Here is a 20,295-nt window from a genome sequence, read left to right on the forward strand (position 1 = left end):
TCCGTTCAGCGGTCCTCGGGGAGCCGGTCGGACTCCGCGACCACCGTCCGTACCTTGCGCAGGGTGGCGTCCGGCGCGCGGATGGCGGCCCGCCACCGGTCCAGCGTGCGGGTCAGCACCCGGACGACGAACTGCAACTGGTTGACCTGCTCGCGCAGTGTCCCCAGCTCGGAGCGGGCGTGCAGCGCCTCACTCTCCAACTCGGTGATCCTGCTCTGCAGCGGTTGTACCAGGGTGAGGGCGGCCTCGGTGAGGGTGTCGGCGGCGTCCGCCTTGAACTTGCCCCGCTGCACCAGCACGGTGGCGATGGCGGCCAGACCTGTCGAACCCCCGAGGATTCCGAACACACTGAGCGTCACCTGCACCCAGTGCGGTGCCGCCGGTGCGGGGGAGTTGTTCACGGGACACTTCCCTGTAGCTCTTCGTGGCTCACGCATTCGCAAGCGCGGACCAGGCGGCGTAGGTCGACGGCGAGCTGCGCGGCCCGCCAGAGCGACCCGATCGTCACCGCCACGACGAACGACGCGGCAACCAGGGTCTGCTGGCTCCACAGGGCGACCAGGGCCACCGCGTACATGCCGGTGATCGTGCCGAGCACCAGGAGCGACGCGAGTTCCATGCCGAGCCCGGTGGAGAGCCGCCCGGGCCACAGGATGCCCAGCAGCCCGAACGCTCCCACCGTGATCAGACCGATCTCCCAGGCGACCTGGACCGGCGCGGGCATGGACGACTGCACGGAGGTCGGCCGGACGTCGAGAAGCATCATCAGGATGCCGCAGACGGGTGCTGTGGTCAGGACAGCGACCTCGTACGGCTGGTGGCGGGACCGGATACGCAGATACCTCACGGCGACTCCCTTGGTCGTAGACCCCCGCGTCCGCCGGCGGCCGTGGTCGCTGCCCGGTGGAGAGCCACGTGCGCGTCAGTCCGTAGCCGGGGCGGTGGGGAACGGTCGATGGTCGAGAGGGGGACCGACGTGCCGTCGTTGGTCGCCGATATCTGCCTGTGTATCACCGCTGACCGGTTGGCGTCCACCTGGTGTAACGTCGCATTTCCGCAGGTCAGAGCCCCTTGAGGGGGCGTGGCCGGGCTGCCTGCGGTAGCCCGGCCACGCCATTGTCGCTCGTTACGCTCAGTGTCGGATATCCAACTCGCCGTGGCCACGCAGCGCCCCGACCACCACGGCTGGCGCCTCCTCCGCCATGAAGTGCCCGCAGGTGACCGTCCGGTGCTCCAGTTCCGGGGCCCAGGCACGCCACACCGCCGCCGCGTCGTAGCCCAGCGCGGCACCCCAGTCCTGCTGAAGCACGGTCACCGGCATCCGTAGCTGGTTGCCGGCCGCCCGGTCGGCCTCGTCGTGAGCCACGTCGATCCCCGCGGACGCCCGGTAGTCGGCGACGATCGAGGTCACCGCGTCGCGGGACGCGCGCAGGTACGCGGCGCGCACGTCGGCCGGCAGCGCCTCCGGGTCGCGGGTCCAGACGTCGAGGAAGTGGCCGAAGAACGCGTCCGCGCTCCCGGCGATCAGCTTCTCGGGCAGGCCGGGCGGCTGCGCCATCAGGTACAGATGGAAGGCGACAGAGGCGCTGACGCCGTGCAGCACGTCCCACATGTCCAGGGTGGGTAGCACGTCGAGCAGGGTCAGTCGGCTGATCGCCGACGGGTGGTCGAGGCCGGCGCGGAACGCCACCAGGGCACCCCGGTCGTGCCCGGCCAGGGCGAAGCGGTCATGGCCGAGCGCCCCCGCCAGCGCCACGATGTCGGCGGCCATGGTCCGCTTGGCGTACACGGTGCCGTCGCTGTCCACCGGCTTGTCGCTCTCGCCGTAACCCCGCAGGTCGGGGCAGATGACGGTGTGGTCGGCGGCGAGGTCGGCGGCGACGTGCCGCCACATGAGGTGGGTCTGCGGGAAACCGTGCAACAGCACGATCGGTGGCCCGGAACCGCCGACGGCGGCGGCGAGCGTCACGCCGTCGGCGACGGTGACGCGCTGGTAGTCGAATCCGTTGATCCTCGGCTGCACGGGTCGGCCTTCCTGGTGAGCGGGTCGGCGCGGGAGATGCCCGTCGCCGTCGTACGTCGTCGAGCCTGCTCGGCGGTGATCAGCGGACGGTCAGCGTCGGATCAGTGCCTGCCGCCTCAGCCGTCCCAGCACTTAGACCGGCGACCTTCGCCATTCGGGTCCGCGAATGTCGCCGGGTAGGCTGAAGCAGTTTCTTGAACAAATCTTGAATCGCCTGGTCAGGCCGGGAATGGGCGACAGCGGGGGACGGTGTCGGTGGAGTTCAGGCTGCTCGGCGAGGTCGAGGCGGAGATTGACGGCGAGTGGGTGGACCTGGGCCACGCCCGGCAGCGCAGCGTCCTGGCGGTCCTGCTCCTCGAGGCGAACCGCGTCGTGCACGTCGACCAACTCCTCGCTCGCGTCTGGGCCGACCATCGCCAACGGCGGGCCGTGAACTCGCTGTACAGCTACCTGTCCCGGCTGCGGTCCTGCCTCGCCGACGCGGACGGTGTGACGATCTCCCGCCGTTCGGGTGGCTACCTGCTCACCGTGGACCCGGCCGCGGTGGATGTGCACCGGTTCCGCGAGTTGGTCACCGGAGCGGGTGCCGTGGACGACGACGAGGAGGCACTGCGCCGCTTCGACGAGGCCCTCGGCCTGTGGCGTGGCGAGCCGTTTCCCCGGCTGGACACTCCATGGCTCAACGAGACGCGGGAGGCTCTCACGCAGGAGAGGCTGGCCGCCGAACGGGACCGCACGGACGCCGCGCTGCGCCTCGGCCTGCACGCGGCCCTGCTGCCGGATCTGCTGCGGGAGGCACCGGCCCACCCGCTGGACGAGCGCCTCGCCGGGCAGCTCATGCGCGCCCTCTACCGCTGTGGCCGGCAGGCCGAGGCGCTGGAGCACTACGACCGGCTGCGGCGGGTCCTGGCGGAGGAGACGGGCGTCGACCCCGGCCCCGACCTGCAAGCACTGCACCTGGGCATCCTCAACGGCGACCCCGCGCTGGCCGCGCCGACGACCGGAACGGTCGCGCCCCCTCCGACGCCCCGGCAACTGCCGGCCCCACCTCCGCTGTTCACCGGCCGGGTCCGCGAACGGGCCACACTGTCCGACCTCGGTTCGGGTCAGGCCGAGGACGCCGAGGCCGTCGCCGTCGCGGTCATCGGTGGGACCGGCGGCGTCGGCAAGACCTGGTTGGCCCTGCGTTGGGCGTACGACAATCTGGACCGCTTCCCCGACGGCCAGTTGTACGTCAACCTCCGGGGCTTCGACCCCACCGCCGAGCCGGTACCACCGCCGGTGGCGGTGCGCGGATTCCTCGACGCCCTCGCCGTGCCGCCCAAGGCGATCCCGACCGGCCTGGACGCGCAGGCGGCTCTCTACCGCACCCTGATCGCGGGCCGGCGGATGCTGATCCTGCTGGACAACGCCCACGACACCGAGCAGGTCGCGTCGCTGCTGCCCGGCAGCCCCACCTGCACCGTGCTGGTGACCAGCCGCCGTCGTCTCGGCGGACTCGTGGCACAGGGTGCGCAGGGGCTCACCCTGAACGTGCTGACCGACGACGAGGCGTACCACCTGCTGTCCCGCCGGTTCGGGCCGCGACTCCTCGCGCACGAACCCGACAGCGTCTCCGCGCTGCTGGCCCGGTGCCACGGCCTGCCCCTGGCCCTCAGCATCGTCGCGGCGCGCGCGGCGATGCACCCTGACCTCCCGCTCCGGGCGCTCGTCGACGAGCTGTCCGAGGAGGCGACGCGCCTGGACGCCCTCACCACCGGCGACCTGACCGCCGATCTGCGCGCGGTCTTCGCCGCCTCCACCCGCGCGCTGCAACCCCGGGCGGCCCGGATGTTCCGGCTGCTCGGTCTCGCCCCCGGCACCGAGGTCAGCCTGGGAGCCGCGGCGAGCCTCAACGGCCTGCCCCCGCAGCAGACCCGGCCGTTGCTGCACGAACTGTACGAGGCGCACCTGGTCCACCAGCAGTCGTCGACGCGCTACCGCCTGCACGACCTGGTACGCCTGTACGCGGCCGAGCAGATCGAGAGCGACCTCCCGGACACCCGGCAGGCCGCCCTGCGTCGCATGTTCGACCACTACCTGCACACCGCGCACGCGGCAGCGTGTCTGCTCGACCCGGCACGCGAGCCGATCACGCTCCCGCCGGCGTCGTCCGAGCTCATCCTCGACCCGGTAGCGGACCAGGCGCAGGCGCTGGCCTGGTTCCAGACCGAGCACGCGGTGCTGCTCGGCGTTCTGAACCGGGCGGCGCGGGACGGGCTCGACGCGTACACCTGGCAGTTGGCCTGGACCTTGGAGAGTCACCTCGACGAGCAGGGGCACTGGCGCGACTGGACGACGACACAGCTCACGGCGTTGCGTGCAGCCCGCCGGCTGGGCGAGCGGCGTTGGCAGGCGTGCTCCCACCGCAGTCTCGGGGTGGCCCACACACAGCTCGGGGAGCTCGACGAGGCACATCGGCACTACCAGGCGGCTCTCGCGCTGTTCGAGGAGCTGGGCGACCCGGTCAGCCAGGCGCACACCCACCGTGGGCTCGGCTGGGCACACAACCAGCAGGACCGGTGGTCCGACGCGCTCCGGCACAACGAACTGGCCCTTGAGCTCTACCGCGACGCCGGACACCGGGCCGGGGAGGCGCTGGCCGTCAACAACGTCGGTTGGCTGCACACACAGCTCGGTGACCATCGGGCGGCACTGGCGTACTGCGAGCGGGCGGTCGAACTCGACCAGGAGGTCGGCGACCAGCATGCGGAGGCGGGCTCCTGGGACAGCCTGGGCTACGTGTACCACCACCTGGGCCGGTACGCGGAGGCCAACGCCTGCTATCAGCGGGCTCTCAAGCTGGTCCGCAACTTCCGGGACCGGTACAACGAGGCGGAGATCCTCACCCATCTGGGTGCGAGCCACTCCGCCGCCGGCGAGGCGGACCTGGCGCGGGACTTCCTGCGGCAGGCGGTGACCATCCTTCGCGAACTCGACCATCCGAACGCCGATACGGTGGCCGGCACGTTGCGCGACCTCGAAGCCTGACCGTCTCCCCACGGGTCGTCGAGCGTCGGTGTCAAGACTCGTTCAAGATGCGCCCAAGCCCGTACGCCGACGCTTTCTGACGTCCACACCCGTCAGTCAGAAAGTGGGAGAACCGATGAAACTGATCCGGATGGCGCTGGTCGCAGCGGTGGCGCTCGCGGCGTCGGCGCTCGGCGTGGCCAGCCCCGCGTACGCCGCGGGCGACACGCAGCTCGGCATCGACGTCGGCAACATCGCCTGGGAGCAGTACACCTCCACCAACACCGACGTCCAGGCACGGCTGTCCGAGACGTCTACCGAGGACTGCAACTTCTACAGCGGTTTCTGGGCCGACCCGGCGAACGACCGCTACGACGGCACCGCCTCCACGTACGCGAAGTGCGGCAAGACCACCGACGGCTACATGTACCGCGACGGCACCAAGGCCTGGGGGCCGGTGGCGTGGCGCAAGCGGCCCTGGTGCGCGGACTTCGCGAAGTTCGCCTTCTACTGGGGCGGCGCGAAGTACACCGGCCTCACCGCGGCGGCGGGCAGCTTCCGCACGTACGGCATCAACAACGGCACCTGGCACGGGCGCGGCAGCGGCTACGTCCCGCGCCAGGGCGACGCGGCGGTCTACGACTGGGACGGCAACGGCACCTACGACCACGTCGCCATCGTCACGTCGTACGTCGACACCAGCACGGACGGCAACCACTACGTGGTCGGCGGCAACCAGTCGGACGGCGTGACCCACCCGCAGCACAACAACTGGGAATCGTCCGTCGTCGGGTACGCCTCACCCGCGGCGAAGTAGGCCGACGCGGACGACGCCGGCTCCGGGCCCCGCGGCTCGGGGCCGGCGTCGTCGCCCGTTCGCCGTCCGTAGATTGGTGCCATGACCAGGCAGCCGAGCCCACCGGTGGCGGTGACGTTCGGCGTGCTCGGACCGGTGACCGCCACCGCCGGGACGGTTCCGGTCCCACTGCGGGGGCACCGGCAGCGACTCGTGCTGGCCCGGTTGTTGATCGCCCGGGGCCGGGTGGTGCCGGTGGAACGCCTCGTCGACGACCTGTGGGAGGTCCCACCGGAGCGGGCGCTGGGCGCGATCCGCACGTTCGTCGGCGACCTGCGCCGGGCGTTGGAGCCCGACCGGCCGTCCCGGCAGCCATCCCGCCTCCTGGTCACCGAACCATCGGGGTACGCGCTGCGGGCCGCTCCCGACGCGGTGGATGCCGACCGCTTCGAGGCGGCCGTCACTGAGGCCGGGCGGCACCTCGCGGCGGACCTGCCCGCGCCGGCCCTTGCGGCGCTGGATGCGGCGCTCGGGCTCTGGCGTGGGCCCGCCTACGCGGACTGCGTGGGCGAGGGCTGGGCCGTCGCGGAGGTCAACCGGCTGGACGAGCTGCGCATGCTCGCCGTCGAACGGCGGGCCGAGGCGCTGCTCGCGCTGGGTCGGCCGGACGAGGCCGCCGCCGACCTGCCCGGCCATCTCGCCGGCCACCCGCTGCGGGAGGACGCCTGGCGGCTGCTCGCGCTGGCCCGCTACCGCGCCGGCCGACAGGGCGAGGCGCTGGCGGCCCTCCGCGAGGCCCGCGACGTCCTGGTGGCGGAGCTGGGGGTGGACCCGGGCCCCGAGCTGCGCCGCCTGGAGGCCGACATCCTCGCGCAGGCCGCACACCTCACCGACCTCCCCACGGTGGCCGTTGCGGCCCAGACCGGAGCCGGACCCGACGGCGGGCCGGCGTCGCGGCGGCCGTTCGTCGGGCGGGACGCCGAGCGGGAGCGGCTGCGGCGCGCCGCCCACGCCGCCACCCGTTCCGGGCAGCCCACCCTCGTCCTGCTCAGCGGTGACCCGGGCGCCGGCAAGACGGCCCTGGCCGAGGCGCTGACCCGACAGCTCGCCGCCGAGGGCTGGACCACGGCGTGGGGCCGCAGCCCCGAGTACGAGGGCGCCCCGGCGGCCTGGCCGTGGACCCAGATCACCGAGGCGCTCACCGGCTCGGGCGGGACGTCCTCGCTGGCCGGCGCGCCGTCGGACGGCAAAGCGGCCGTCACCGACGGCCCCGGTGACCCCGCCGTCACCGACGGCCCCGGTGACCCCGCCGTGGCCCGCTTCCGTCGGCACCGTGCGGTGGCCTCGGTGCTCTCCGCCGCCGCCGACCGTAGCCCGGTGCTGCTGGTCCTGGACGATCTGCACCGTGCCGACGGTGACACGTTGGACCTGCTCACCGCCCTGCTCACCGGACCGCAGCCCGCCACCGGACCGGTGCTGGTCCTGGGCACGTACCGGGCCACCGAGATCACCGAGGCGTTGACCGCCGCCCTGGCCCGTGCCGCCGTGCTCGAACCGACGCGGGAGTACCTGGGCGGCCTGTCCGCGGAGGAGACCGGCGAGCTGGCCCGCGCCGTCGCCGGCACGGAGCTGCCCCCGACCACCGTCGCGCTGATCCACCACCGCAGCGGGGGTAACCCGTTCTTCGTCCGGGAGCTGGCCCAGCTGTACGCCGACGAGGGCGGCGCGGCGCTGGAGGCGGTGCCGCCCGGGGTGCGCGACGTCATCCGGCACCGCCTCGCGCAGCTACCCGCCCCGACCCGTACCGTGCTGCGGCAGGCGGCGGTGCTCGGCCGGGACGTCGACCCCGCCGTGCTCGGCGCGCTGACCGAGGACCCGGCGGTGCTGCTGGACGCCGTGGACCGCGCGTTGCAGGCCGGTTTCCTGACCGAGCGGGCACCCGACGGGCGGCTACGGTTCACCCACATCCTGGTCCGCGACACGCTGTACGCCGACCTGTCCGCGTCGCGCCGCGCTGCCTGGCACGCCTCCGTGGCCGAGGCGTTGCAGAGGCACCGGCCCGTCGACCCCGCCGCGCTCGCCCACCACCTGCTGTCCGCCGGCGGGCCGGCCGCCGCCCAACGGGCCGCCGGTTACGCCCGTACCGCCGCCGAACAGGCCGAACGCGACGGCAACCCGCACGAGGCCACCCGGCTGTGGGCGCAGGTCGTCGAGGCGTACGACCGGGCCGGGGGGACCGAGCGGCGCGATCGGTTGAGCGCTCTGCTCGGCCTCGGGCGCGGCCTGGCGGTGACGGGTCGGTTGGCCGAGGCGCGCCGCTACCGCGCCGAGGCGATCGCCGACGCCGAGACGGTCGGTGACCCCCGGCTGACCGCGCAGGTGCTGGCCGGGTTCGACGTACCCGCGATCTGGACCCGCAACGACGACGACCAGCTCTCCGAGCGGATCGTCCGCGCCGCCGACCGTGCCCTGACCGGCCTCGGCCCGGCCGGCTCGGCGCAGCGCAGTCGGCTGCTGAGCACCCTCGCGCTGGAACTGCGGGGCGCCACCGGTGACCGTGGCCGCCGGGCCGCCGCCGAGGCCGAGCGGATCGCCCGGACCCTCGCCGACCCCGGGCTGCTGGCCTTCGCGCTCAACGCGCGCTTCATGCACGCCTTCGACCGGGTCGGGCTGGCCGAGGCCCGGGCCCGGATCGGCGTCGAGCTGGTCGACCTCGCCGCCGGGGGACAACTGGTGACCTTCGAGGTGCTGGGTCACCTCATCCTGCTCCAAGCGTGCTGCGCGCGCGCCGACCGGAGCGGCGCGGACGAGCACGCGCGGGCCGCCGACCGCCTCGCGCAGCGGTACGAGCTGCCGCTGGTCGGTGTCTTCACCGGCTGGTACGCCGCGCTACGTCAGGCGTGGGTCGGTGACCGGCACGCGGCGGCGACCGCGTACCGGAGTGCCGCCCAGCGGCTGCCGACCGACGGCATGCCGGGCCTGGCCCAGGGGCTGCTGCCGCTCGCCCTGCTCGGCCTGCGCCTGGCGGAGACCGTCGGCGACCCCGCGACGCTTCCGGCGGGTGACCGGTTGGTGCCCGCCGACGGGCGGCCCGTCGACGGTCTCGGCGGCGAGGACTGGGCCGGTCTGGACTGGGGTCCGCACGAGCCGTGGGTCCGACCGCTGCTGCTCGCCCACTGCGGCGACCGCACCGCCGCCACGGCGGCGCTGCGGGCCCTCCCGGACGGGCCGCACGACCTGCTGCGGGAGGTGCGACTGTGCCTGGTCGCCCGGGCGGCACTCGCCGTGGGTGACCTTCCCACCATCCGGCGCGTCGCCGCCGCGCTCCGGCCGGCCGCCGCCGAACTGGCCGCCGGCAGCGGGGTGCTCACCGCCGGCCCGGTCGCCGGGCACCTTGCCGACCTCGCCGCCGCGCTGGGCGACGACGAGGAGGCGGCCCGGCATCGCCGGACCGCCCGCCTGCTCACCGCGCGCGTCCGCGCCGCCGACGCGACCTGAGCGCTACCGCGCTCGGCCGGCAGGGGACTTGTCCGTTCCTGTGGAACCGGCCACCGGTGTGCGGTCAGATGGAACCGCCGGCCTCCGCCGTCGGCCGGGATCGAGGGGGTACGCCGTGCAGGGGCTCGTGCTGATCGTGGTGCTGGGCGTCACCGTCCTGATCGGCACCACCCTCGGCGGCCGCTACCGGGTCGCGCCGCCGGTGCTGCTCATCGCATTCGGGGTGCTGCTCGGGCTCGCGCCGCCGCTGTCGGACGTGGTCCTGGAACCGGACCTGGTGCTGCTGATCTTCCTGCCGGCGATCCTCTACCGGGAGAGCCTCACCATCAGCCTGCGGGAGATCCGGGCGAACCTGCCGGTGATCGGGCTGCTCGCCGTGGTGCTCGTGGTCCTCACCATGATCACCGTCTCCCTGACCGCCCAGGCGTTCGGCGTGAACCCCGCCGCCGCCTGGGTGCTCGGCGCGGTCCTCGCGCCGACCGACGCCGCCGCGGTGACCGGTCTGGCCAAACGGCTGCCCCGCAAGCTCCTCACCACCCTGCACGCCGAGAGCCTGATCAACGACGGAACCGCCCTGGTGGTCTTCGCGGTGACCGTGGGCCTGCTCACCCAGAGCGCGGAGCCGGGGGCGCTGGGCATCGGCGAGGAGTTCGTCGGGGCCAGCCTCGGCGGCCTGGTCGCCGGTCTGCTGGTGGGCGTCATCGTGGTGTTGATCCGCAAGCGGCTCGACGATCCGCTGCGCGAGGGCGCGCTGAGCGTCCTGACCCCGTTCGGCGCCTTCCTGCTCGCCAGCGCGGTGCACGCCAGCGGTGTGCTGGCGGTCGTGGTCGCCGGTCTGGTCCTCGCGTACGCCGGCCCACGGGTGATCCGCGCCCGGTCGCGGGTGCTGGCGTACGCGTTCTGGGACCTGTCCACGTTCCTGATCAACGGTGGGCTGTTCGTGCTGCTCGGCACGCAGATCCCCCGGGCGGTGCGCGGCATCGTCAGCACCTCGCCGCCGCGGGCCGTGCTGATCGTGCTCGCGGTCACGCTCGCCGTGGTGGTCACCCGGCTCGGCTTCGTCTACCTCACGGCGCAGTCGGCGAGGCTACGACGTCGTCGGATGGCGGAGCAGGAGGGCGGCACGTCGAGTTGGCGGGTCGGCACGGTCGCGGGCTGGTCCGGGTTCCGGGGCGCCGTCTCACTCGCCGCCGCGCTGGCCGTCCCGACGATGACGGTCGCCGGGCGGCCGGTGGTCGAGCGAGATCTGATCATCTTCGTCACCGCGCTGGTGATCGTCCTGATCATGCTGGTGCAGGGCACCACGCTGCCGCTGGTGGTGCGCTGGGCGGGGCTGTCCGGCGACCCCGAGCGCGTCGACGAGGCCCGACACGCCCGCCGACGCGCGACCCAGGCCGGCCTGGACGCCCTGCCCCAGGTCGCCGCCGAGGTCGGCGCCGAGGACGAGTCCGTCCACCGTCTGCGGGCCGAATACCAGCGGCACCTGGAGGACCTCAACGAGACCGGCGGCCGAACCGCCGAGGAACGTCGGCTGGAACGCCGGCTGCGTCTCGCCGTCCTCGCCCACAAGCGACAGGAGCTGACCCGGCTGCGCGACAACCGGGAGATCGACGACCTGGTACTCCAGGAGCTTCAGTCGGCGCTGGACAACGAGGAGATCCGGCTGCTGGGGCGCGGACCCAACGACTGAGCGGCGGCAGCTCCCGGCCTGACGCATTCGTGACACCGCCGCACGCAGGAACGGGGCGCTCGGCCAGGTCGTCGACGGGTACGGTGGAGCTCGTTTCGGCGTTCGTCGATGTGCTCGGTCGGTGAGGGGGTGCCCATGGCCACCGGTGCGAGCGCGGCCGACCCGAGGGTGGTCACCGAACGGCAGTTCCTCGACGAACTGGCCTCGGTCACCCGTGAGCGTGTCGCCACCGAGTTCCTCTATCTGATGGCGCAGGACGACGCCGTCATCGGTGTCCAGTGGGAGCAGCCCGGTCTGGACCACCTCCGTCGCTACCGGGTACGCGACGCCTGCCCGCACTGCGTCGTCCTCACCGCCGTGGTGACGCTGGCACCCGTGCTGCCGCTGGACGTGCTGCGTGCCGGGCGAGCCCGACCGCAGTACGAGACGGTCCTGCGTACCGGCCGGTTGCCTCACCTGGCGTTCGCCCGTCCGGCCGGTCCTCCCGGCGCGAGCTGGTTGGGCGACTGCCACGCGGTCGACGGTGACCCGCACTCCGACGCCGACTGCTCCAGGCACGCCGCGCCCCCGCCCACCGGCGACCCGCTGGCGCTGCGCCCCGGGTCGCTGCCCCGGGCCGTTCGGGAGCTGTATCCGCACGACGGCGCGGCGACCGCCGACCTGGCGCAACGGCTACGGATCGCCCAGGACTGGCGCGCCGACGCCCAGGCTGTGGCGAGCGGCATTCGCGAGGCGGCGGCGACCTGGGCGTTCCTGCGCAACTCCTGCGTGTTGGGCGTGCCGGTGCCCGGCGCCAACGGTCTCGTGCTCACGCTGCCACCGGGCCGCGCCCCGGACGACCGGCCGCTCAGCGAGCTGCACGACGCGACGGTACGCGCCCTGCCTCCCGGCCGGGGTCCGGTGCCGTATCAGGAGCGGGCCTGCCTGCTGCCCGAGTCGGCGTCGGCGACGCAGCGCATGCCGACGTACGCCAGCGCGGTGGACCTGACCGCGGCCGCGCCGGTGCGGACGCTGCGGCTGCCGGCACCCCGCCGACCGCTGAGCACCACCGGCCGGGGCGTGCTGCTGCTCTACGAGGCCCGCCACGCCATGGGCCGGCACGTGGCGAGCGCGCCGGTGCGCGACAGCGCCTACTGGGATTCCGAGGCGGCGTTGAACGTCTTCGAGTTCACCCTGCTGGAGAGGGTCGCCGGGCGGCACTATCAGGAGGCGGTGGCCGCCTACCTCCAGGCGTTGCGGCGCGAGGGCGACCTCCTGGCCCGCCCGCACAAGGTGCTCGACCGGCGTCGACGCAAGGCGCTGTCGCTCGCGTTCGGCGGACTGGACGACGAGGAGCTGCACCTCTGGGCGTCGGTCGCCTACCGCAACGCCATCCTGGAGCTGCTCGGTGATCTGAAGGCGTTCGCCGCACACCTGCGCCACCAGGCCGGCTGAGCGCCGCCGGCCACCTGGGCGACGGGCTCAGAGCACCTGGGCGAGGAAGCGACGCAGCCGGGGATGCTCGGCTCCCTCGAAGATCTGCTCCGGCGGGCCGGCCTCCAGCACGACACCCCGGTCCATGAAGGCGACGGTGTCGGCGACCTGCCGGGCGAAGCCCATCTCGTGCGTGACCACCACCATGGTCATCCCGGCGGCGGACAGGTCGGCCATCACCCCGAGGACCCCCTTGACCAGCTCCGGGTCGAGTGCCGAGGTGGCTTCGTCGAAGAGCATCACCTCGGGTCGCAGCGCCAACGCCCGGGCGATCGCCACCCGCTGCTGCTGACCACCGGAGAGCTGCGAGGGCCGGGCGTCGGCCTTACCGGCGAGCCCCACCAGCTCCAACTGCGCGCGGGCGACCTGGACAGCCTCGTCCTCGCCGAGTTTGCGGAGCCGACGCAGCGCCAATGTGACGTTGCGCAGCACGCTCATGTGCGGGAAGAGGTTGAACTGCTGGAACACCATGCCCACCCGCTGGCGCAGCGCGTCCGGGTCGTCGCGCAGCACGCTGCGCCCGTCCAGCAGGACGTCGCCCCGGTCCGGCTCGATCAGTCGGTTGAGCGTACGCAGCAGAGTGGACTTGCCCGAACCGGACGGGCCGATCACGCAGGCCGTCGCGCCGCGCGGCACGCTGAGGTCGACGCCGCGCAGCACGCGATTCGACCCGAAGGCCAGGTGGACGTCACGCGCGTCGACGCTGACCGAGGTGGTGGTCGCGGTGGTGGTCATCGCCGGTCTCCTTCCTGGATGCCAGTCAGCTCTGGGTCGTCCTCGTCCTCGTCGTCCGCGGGTGCGGTGGTGGGCCGGCCGTGGCGCAACCGCCGGTCGATCGCGTTGACGACGTGCGTCAGCGGGACGGTCAACGCCAGGTAGAACAGACCCGCCAGCAGCAGCGCGGACTCGTTGCCGGTGGTGGCCGCGTAGTCCTGCCCGATGCGGAACAACTCCCGCTGGCTGGCCACCAGACCGAGGAAGTACACCAGGCTGGAGTCCTTGATCAGCGCGATGAGCTGGTTGACCCAGGCGGGCAGCACCCGCCGGATGCCCTGCGGGATGATCACCAGCCGCATCGCGTCGGCCCAGGAGAAGCCGAGCGCCCGCGCGCCCTCCAACTGCGCTGCCTCCACCGACTGGATGCCGGAGCGGAAAATCTCCCCGATGTACGCGGCGGCGATCAGTGACAGCGCGAGGATGCCCAGCGGGTACGGTTCCGGTCCCCAGACCTGCATGCCCAGCGGGGCCAGCCCGACGCCGATCAGCAGGATCGTCGCCGCGGCCGGCAGCCCCCGGAACACGTCGGTGTAGACCCGCGCGGGCCAGCGCAGCCACCGACTACGGGAGATGCCGGCCACGGCCAGCAGCAGACCCAGCACCGTGCCGAGCAGGGCGGCGGAGACGGCCAGGATCAGGGTGTTGGGCAGCCCGACGGTCAGCATCTCGGGCAGCGCCTCGCGCATCGCGTCGGCGTCGAAGAACGTCTCCCACAGGGTGCTCAACGGATCCATCGTTCGCCTCTCCTACCGTCCCGCTCGCTCGTCACCGCTTGTCGCTCAGGACGCCGTCGAGGCGGACGGCTGCGCCGACCCGGACGGCGTGGCCGGGGCCGCCGCCTTGCCGCTGCCCGGGGTGAAGTCGGCCGGGATCGGTCGCCCCGGGTAGTACTGGGCCTGCAACCGGCTCCACGTGCCGTCGGCGATCACCTCGTCGAGGCCCTTGTTCAGCGCCTCGCGCAGCTTGTCGCCATCCTTGGCGACGGCGTACGCGGTCGGGGCGGGGCTGAGCTCCTTGGCCGCCACAGTGATCTTGCCGTTGCTGTCGGCGGCCGACTTCTCGCCGATCTCGGCCGGTGCGATCCAGGCGTCGGCGGTGCCCGCCTTGAGCTGGTTGATCGCGCCGTTGTAGTCCGGTACACGCACCGGGTCGAGCTGCTTGCCGGTGGCGTAGTCGTCCTGGACCGTGCCCTGCACCACCACGACCCGCTTGCCGGCGAGCTGGTCGAACCCGGTGATCGGTGAACCGGCCGGGACGTCCAGGCCGAAGTAGCCGAAGTCGTACCCGTTGCCGAAGTCGACGGTTTTCTTGCGCGCCTCGGTGATGGTGATCGAGGAGCTGCCGACGTCGAACTTGTGGTTGTTGACCTGGGACAGCAGCGCGGAGAAGTCGGTACCGACGAACTCGACCCGCAGGCCGAGCTTGCCGGCCACGGCGGTCAGCAGGTCGTTGTCGAAGCCGGTGAACTTACCGTCCTTGAGGTACACGTTGGGCGGCGCGTCGGTCAGCGTGCCGGCCCGCAGCACACCCGGCTGCGCCAGACCGTACGGGTTGCTGCCACCACTACCCGCCGCCGAGCCACCACCCCCACCCCCGCAGCCACTCAACCCACCAGCAACAAGAACCGCGCCAACAACAACAAATCGACCAAGAAAACGCACAGTCATCTCCAAAAGAACAGGTCGACCCCGTCGATCATGAAGTTGTTGCCCCGACACGCCGGTCGGACGGGCAACAACTTCATGATCGACGCGAGGGGTCGCGCGGATGGGTGGGTGCCCGGGAGGCGGGCGAGAGGGGAGGGGTTAGCGCTTCAGGCGGCGGTACACGCCGCGCTGCGCATTCGCATCAGGTCCACGTGCCGACGCCGGGTCAGGGCCGGCATGCGCCGGACGGCCGGTGGCGTGAGGCTGAGGATGTGCATGAGGTCTCCCGGGTCTTGGTGCTGACCTGGGTGCCAGGCCACGCTTGCACCGACGTCCTGCCGGTGCCTGGTCTTCACCCGGGGCACCCCACCGCGGAGGAGGGTTGCCGGCCAGCGAGCCGGGGCTTGTCGCTGGCGCTCATGACCTGCGCCGAGGCTAGCAGCAGCCACCGGTCGGTCGTCCAGCCGATATGACCACGCTCACCAGCCCTGGCCTGCGCCCGACGAGCAGGTCAACCTGCGTGCACGTGCGGCCGGCGCGTCTGGTCCGGCTCCTGGCGGCGCAGGATCTCCCGGGTGACCGAGGCGATCTCGCCCTGCCCGAACGCCAGGTAGCGCAGCACGTTGCGGGCCGGGCCGCCCTCGGTCCACTCGAAGTAGATGTGCGGGCGTCGCGCGCTGCGGTCGCGGATCTCCAGCAGCAGCGCGGCCAGCGCGTTGGGCACCGAGGAACTGGCCAGGCTGAGCACCGGGAAGCGGTCGTGCGCCACGCTGCCACGCACCAGCAATCCGGTCTCGAAGTCCGACGGATCGGTGACCCGGACCTCGACGAAGATCACGTCGCTGTCGTCGGGGAAGTCGTTGTCCGCCATGGTCTGGGCCAGCTTGTCGCGGTACTCCGTCAGGTCGCGGCGCTCCGGCTCGTGCGCGATCAGGCGGATGCGACGTCCGGCGCGCTCGTCGATCATGCCGGTCGCCACCTCGTCGAGCTCGACGTGGTCGACCCGCAGCTCGAACGCCCGCAGCACGCGTGACAGCGCCGACACCACGATCATCGCGCCGATGAAACAGGCGGCGATCTTCACACCGTCGGGACGCTGCACCACGTTCGCCACGGTGGTGTAGACGAACACCACGGCGATGACCCCGAACGCGACCGCGCGACCGCGCTGACGCCGCCGCCGCGCCGCGAGCGTCACGGCCGTCGCCGCCGAGGTGATCAACACCAGGACCCCGGTCGCGTACGCGCCGCCCTGCGCGTCGACGCTGGCGGAGAAGACGACCGTGATCAGGAACGCCACCCCGGTGAACACCAGCACCAGCGGCCGGACCGCGCGGGCCCACGTCGGCGCCATGCCGTAGCGGGGCAGATACCGGGGTACGAGGTTGAGCAGCCCGGCCATCGCGGACGCCCCCGCGAACCAGAGGATTCCGATGGTGGAGAGGTCGTAGACCGTGCCGAACACCCCTCCGAGGTGCTGGTGGGCCAGGTAGGCCAACGCCCGGCCGTTGGCGGCCCCGCCCGGCCGGAACGCCTCGGGCGGGATCAGCACGGTGGTAGTGACGCTGCTGGTGATCAGGAAGACGCTCATCGTCGCGGCGGCGGTGGTGAGCAACCGCCGCGCGCCCCGGATGCGGCCCAGCGGCCGATCCTCCGAGTCCTGGCGGTCCCCCCGGATGTGCGGCATCACCGCCACCCCGGTCTCGAAGCCGGACAGGCCCAGCGCCAGCTTCGGGAACACCAGCAGGGACAGCGCGACGACCATCAGCGGGTCGCCGTGCCCGGTGCGCAGCGCGGTGCTCCAGTCCCCGACCGCGCTGGGGTGGTTCACCACCCGCCACAGCGCGTCGGCGATCACCACCGCGTTCAGCGACAGGTAGACCGCGACGAGGACGACGGCGATCCCGATGGCCTCGCCGAACCCCTTGAGGAACACCGCGCCGAGCAGGGCCACGAGCAGCAGCGTGAGCACGACCTCGTGACCCTTGAGCCCGCCGGGCAGGAACGGGTTCTCGTCGATGTGGGCGGTCGCGTCGGCCGCGGACAGGGTGATGGTGATGATGAAGTCGGTGGCCGCGAAGCCCAGCAGCACCAGCACGAACAGCTTGCCCGGCCAGTAGCTGAGCAGGCGTACGAGCATCGCGATCGAGCCCTCACCGTGCGGGCTCTCCACCGCCACCCGACGGTAGACCGGCAGCGCGCCCAGCACGGTGACCAGCACCAGCACCAGCGTCGCCACCGGCGAGAGCGCCCCGGCCGCCAGCGCCGCGATGCCCGGCTGGTAGCCCAGCGTCGAGAAGTAGTCGACGCCGGTCAGGCACATCACCTTCCACCACGGGTGGTGCCGCTCCTCCCGTGGTCGCACGTGCAGGCCCTGCGGCACGGGCTGCTGCGACTCGTCGGCGAGCAGCCAGCGCCGTACCCGGTCGGTCCGCCGGCCGGCACGCCTGTCCACCTCCACCGGCGTCACCCCCGTCCCGCCCATGGTCACCGCGAGTATCCGCCGTCCGGTCGACGTCCGTCCGGCGGTGCGCGGAACCCGCCCGCCGCGAGTACCGGCCCCGGCGGCGCGCCGAGGGTTTCGGGCTGGGAGCACGGGGGAAGCAGCGCCCCCGTCCCCAACCCCGGGCCGGGCAGCGCCGGGAGGGGGCGGGCTCGTGGTCGGTGGCCGCCGCTTCCGCCGAGGCGACGGCTTCGGCCGCCAGCTCGACGAGCACGAGACCCGGGTCGGGGCCGTGACGCCGCCGCAACCGGGAAGCTCGTCCGCCGGAGGGCTGGTGGACAGCGCCGTCTACATCCGGGGACACCGGTACGCCTCGCCGGCCGGCCTCGCCGAGACGTACTCCTGTCTCCAGGCGCAGGACGACGCGATGGCCTGGATCGGGTTGTACCGGCCCGACATCGACCAGATCTCGTCGCTGGCGCGCGAGTTCCGCCTGCACGACCTGGCGGTGGAGGACGCGATCAACGCCCACCAGCGGCCCAAGCTGGAACGGTACGGACACACGCTCTTCGTGGTGCTGCGCGCCGCCCGCTACGACGACCTGCGGGAGGAGGTCGAGTTCTCCGAGCTGCACCTGTTCATCGGCCCCGGCTTCGTGGTCACGGTCCGGCACGGGGAGGCCCCCGACCTGGCCGCGGTACGACGCCGCATGGAAGCCGATTCCGCGATGCTCGCCCGAGGCCCCGAGGCGGTGCTGTACGCGATCCTGGATCAGGTCGTCGACGGGTACGCGCCGGTGGTCGCCGGGTTGGAGAACGACATCGACGAGATCGAGACCCAGGTCTTCGGGGGTGACCCGAACGCGAGCCGGCGCATCTACGGTCTCAGCCGGGAGGTCATCGAGTTCCAGCGGGCCGCCCGTCCGCTACTCGGCATCCTCGACGCGTTGGCGGCGGGAGCCGGCAACTACGGCACCGACGAGGAACTGCGCCGCTACCTGCGGGACGTCACCGACCACCTCACCCAGGTGGTGGAGCGGGTCGACGGGTTCCGGCACCTGCTGCAGAACATCCTCACCGTCAACGCGACACTTGTCTCGCAGCAGCAGAACGAGGAGATGCGCAGCCTCACGGCGGCCAGCTACGCGCAGAACGAGGAGCTGAAGAAGGTCTCCTCGTGGGCCGCGATCCTGTTCGCCCCCACACTGATCGGCACGGTGTACGGCATGAACTTCGTCCACATGCCCGAGTTGAACTGGCGTTTCGGCTACCTGTTCGCGCTGCTGCTCATGGTGCTGGTGTGCGGAACCCTCTACCTGGTCTTCAAGCGCCGCGGCTGGCTCTGAACGACGCTCCCGCGACGCCGCGGCTCACTCGATGCCGCGCAGGATGTGCCGCTCGTCCTCGACGTCGTCGTCGCCGGCGCCGATGCGCCCAAGCAGTACGGCGGCGGCCCAGATGGTCAGCGGGGTGGCGGCGCCGGTCATGCCGCCGCCGGTACGGTCGTGCGTGGTCTGGCTCCGCTCGTTACGCGGTGGCCTGCGCTGAGCCTGCATGGGCCCTGCCTCTCCTCGTCGAAGCCGTCGCGGGCGGCGCGGTGTGCGTCCGCGCCCCCGGCCGGGCGGCCCGCTCACGGGTCACCACCGGTACGGCATCCACGTCGAACCATCCCACGTCACACCGCGTTCGCACCCCTTGTTTTCGGTTTCCCGACTCACGCCCGCCAAACCGGACAAACGAAACGGCCCGCCTCGCGGTCGGGCCGCTCAGGGCAGCGGGTGGGCGATGCCGCGGGCGTGGTCCGTGAGCGCCGCGCCGACCACTGTCGCCGCCACCGGCAGCACCTCCAGGCAGCGGCGGATCGCAGCGGCCATCAGCGTGTTCGGTACGCGCATCGACAGTGTGCAGTGCGGCACCCAGCGCCCCGGCTGGTAGTGCTCGACCAGCCCGACACCTGCGGCGGCGAGTCGGCCGTGCACCAGCCGGTGATGTGCCAGCAGCTCCGCCGTCGGCGTCGGGCCGAGCCACAGCACCCGCCCGACGAACTGCCCGGCGTGCTGGAAGTCGAGTCGCAGCGGAGCCGCCACGACCGTGCCGCGCAGCGCCTCGGCGACCTGGTCGGGGTCGAAGCGGGGCGCCACCGCGAGCGACACGTGCGGGCGGTGCCGCTGCTCCAACAGCGAGCGCATGCTCTGCACACCCTCGGCCTCCAGGGCGTCCCACAGCACCCGGATGCGCCGGGTGGCGTCCGGGTCCAGGTACAACTCCAGCGCCGCGACCACGTGATCACCGTAGCGGGGCAGGATCGGGTCGTCGGTGCCCGGCGGTACGGTGATCCAATACCGACCAGGAGGCGTACCCGTGGACGTGAGTGACCTGCTGACCGAGACGTACGACCGGCTGCCCGACCTCGTCCGCGGGGCGGTCGACGGCCTCACGCCCGAGCAGTTGCGCTGGGCGCCAGCCGAGGGCGCCAACTCGGTCGGCTGGCTGGTCTGGCACCTGACCCGCGTTCAGGACCATCACGTCGCCGACCTGCTCGACGCCGAGCAGATCTGGATGAGTGGCGACTGGGCGGGCCGGTTCGGGCTGGTCGCCGACCCGCACGACACCGGTTACGGTCACACGCCCGAGCAGGTCGCGGGAGTACGGCCGGAGAGCGCGCAGGCGCTGATCGACTACTACGGCACGGTCTCGGCGCGTACCGGATCGTTTCTCGCCGGGCTGCGTCCGGCGGACCTGGACCGCGTCGTCGACGAGTCGTGGGACCCGCCGGTCACCCTCGGCGTGCGGCTGGTCAGCATCGCCGACGACGACACGCAACACGCCGGCCAGGCCGCCTACGTCCGCGGCCTCATAAAGCAAGCCTGACCCCCCACCCCACCCCACCCCACCCCGCCCCGCCCCCGCCCCCGCGCCGACGGCACACCGAACCGCACCG

At 72.6% G+C, this 20,295-nt stretch carries 16 protein-coding genes and 1 riboswitch; of the genes, 7 read left to right on the forward strand and 9 right to left on the reverse strand.

Annotated elements, in window-relative coordinates; all coding sequences use genetic code 11:
- Positions 1–5: 5 nt before the first annotated feature.
- From ABZV06_RS26315 to ABZV06_RS26325, 3 genes are all read right to left on the reverse strand, one after another.
- The gene (locus ABZV06_RS26315) at positions 6–401 is read right to left on the reverse strand and encodes a hypothetical protein (RefSeq protein ID WP_355238204.1); all 396 of its coding nucleotides are present in this window, start codon (positions 399–401) and stop codon (positions 6–8) included.
- On the reverse strand, positions 398–847 hold the full coding sequence (locus tag ABZV06_RS26320) for a hypothetical protein (RefSeq protein ID WP_355238201.1): 450 nt from the start codon (positions 845–847) through the stop codon (positions 398–400). Before ABZV06_RS26320 ends, ABZV06_RS26315 begins: the two co-directional genes overlap by 4 nt.
- Positions 848–1,132: 285 nt before the next feature.
- Entirely contained in the window at positions 1,133–2,023 is an 891-nt protein-coding gene (locus tag ABZV06_RS26325) for an alpha/beta hydrolase (protein WP_355238198.1), read from the reverse strand.
- Positions 2,024–2,278: 255 nt separating this feature from the next.
- On the opposite strand from ABZV06_RS26325, the gene ABZV06_RS26330 reads away from it, so the two are divergent.
- The 5 genes from ABZV06_RS26330 (at position 2,279) to ABZV06_RS26350 (ending at position 12,450) form a co-directional block, all read left to right on the forward strand.
- Positions 2,279–5,053, forward strand: coding sequence for a BTAD domain-containing putative transcriptional regulator (locus tag ABZV06_RS26330; protein WP_355624839.1), 2,775 nt, complete (start codon positions 2,279–2,281; stop codon positions 5,051–5,053).
- A 115-nt stretch (positions 5,054–5,168) separates the two neighbouring features.
- Positions 5,169–5,849, forward strand: coding sequence for a CHAP domain-containing protein (locus tag ABZV06_RS26335; RefSeq protein ID WP_355624841.1), 681 nt, complete (start codon positions 5,169–5,171; stop codon positions 5,847–5,849).
- Between the two features lie 81 nt (positions 5,850–5,930).
- Positions 5,931–9,326 (forward strand): BTAD domain-containing putative transcriptional regulator, encoded by a 3,396-nt coding sequence (locus ABZV06_RS26340; RefSeq protein WP_355624843.1) that lies wholly within the window; start codon positions 5,931–5,933, stop codon positions 9,324–9,326.
- A gap of 115 nt (positions 9,327–9,441) precedes the next feature.
- Positions 9,442–11,016 (forward strand): Na+/H+ antiporter, encoded by a 1,575-nt coding sequence (locus tag ABZV06_RS26345; protein ID WP_355238186.1) that lies wholly within the window; start codon positions 9,442–9,444, stop codon positions 11,014–11,016.
- Positions 11,017–11,151: 135 nt separating this feature from the next.
- Entirely contained in the window at positions 11,152–12,450 is a 1,299-nt protein-coding gene (locus ABZV06_RS26350) for a hypothetical protein (protein ID WP_355624845.1), read from the forward strand.
- Positions 12,451–12,477: 27 nt separating this feature from the next.
- On the opposite strand, the gene ABZV06_RS26355 is transcribed toward ABZV06_RS26350, so the two are convergent.
- The 4 genes from ABZV06_RS26355 to ABZV06_RS26370 form a co-directional block, all read right to left on the reverse strand.
- Entirely contained in the window at positions 12,478–13,224 is a 747-nt protein-coding gene (locus ABZV06_RS26355) for an amino acid ABC transporter ATP-binding protein (RefSeq protein ID WP_355238180.1), read from the reverse strand.
- Entirely contained in the window at positions 13,221–14,000 is a 780-nt protein-coding gene (locus ABZV06_RS26360; RefSeq protein ID WP_355624847.1) for an amino acid ABC transporter permease, read from the reverse strand. The genes ABZV06_RS26355 and ABZV06_RS26360 overlap by 4 nt, the downstream gene beginning before the upstream one ends.
- A 45-nt stretch (positions 14,001–14,045) precedes the next feature.
- Positions 14,046–14,873, reverse strand: coding sequence for an ABC transporter substrate-binding protein (locus ABZV06_RS26365; RefSeq protein ID WP_355624849.1), 828 nt, complete (start codon positions 14,871–14,873; stop codon positions 14,046–14,048).
- Positions 14,874–15,225: 352 nt separating this feature from the next.
- Positions 15,226–15,337: riboswitch (SAM riboswitch) on the reverse strand.
- A gap of 86 nt (positions 15,338–15,423) precedes the next feature.
- On the reverse strand, positions 15,424–17,373 hold the full coding sequence (locus tag ABZV06_RS26370; RefSeq protein ID WP_355624850.1) for an amino acid transporter: 1,950 nt from the start codon (positions 17,371–17,373) through the stop codon (positions 15,424–15,426).
- A 196-nt stretch (positions 17,374–17,569) separates the two neighbouring features.
- Here ABZV06_RS26370 and corA point away from each other — a divergent pair, with 196 nt between their 5' ends.
- On the forward strand, positions 17,570–18,700 hold the full coding sequence (gene corA, locus ABZV06_RS26375; protein WP_355238171.1) for a magnesium/cobalt transporter CorA: 1,131 nt from the start codon (positions 17,570–17,572) through the stop codon (positions 18,698–18,700).
- 24 nt (positions 18,701–18,724) lie between these two features.
- Here the strand turns inward: corA and ABZV06_RS26380 are convergent, their stop codons facing one another.
- Positions 18,725–18,910 (reverse strand): hypothetical protein, encoded by a 186-nt coding sequence (locus tag ABZV06_RS26380; protein ID WP_355238168.1) that lies wholly within the window; start codon positions 18,908–18,910, stop codon positions 18,725–18,727.
- 210 nt (positions 18,911–19,120) lie between these two features.
- A complete protein-coding gene (locus ABZV06_RS26385) occupies positions 19,121–19,636 on the reverse strand; it encodes a 2'-5' RNA ligase family protein (RefSeq protein ID WP_355238165.1) in 516 nt (171 codons plus the stop codon).
- Positions 19,637–19,715: 79 nt separating this feature from the next.
- Here ABZV06_RS26385 and ABZV06_RS26390 point away from each other — a divergent pair, with 79 nt between their 5' ends.
- Positions 19,716–20,225 carry a DUF664 domain-containing protein gene (locus ABZV06_RS26390; protein ID WP_355238162.1) on the forward strand — a complete coding sequence of 170 codons (510 nt, stop codon included), beginning with the start codon at positions 19,716–19,718 and terminating at the stop codon, positions 20,223–20,225.
- Positions 20,226–20,295 lie beyond the last annotated feature (70 nt).

Origin of the sequence: Micromonospora sp. NPDC005172, from assembly GCF_040608555.1 — a bacterium.
GTDB lineage: Bacteria > Actinomycetota > Actinomycetes > Mycobacteriales > Micromonosporaceae > Micromonospora.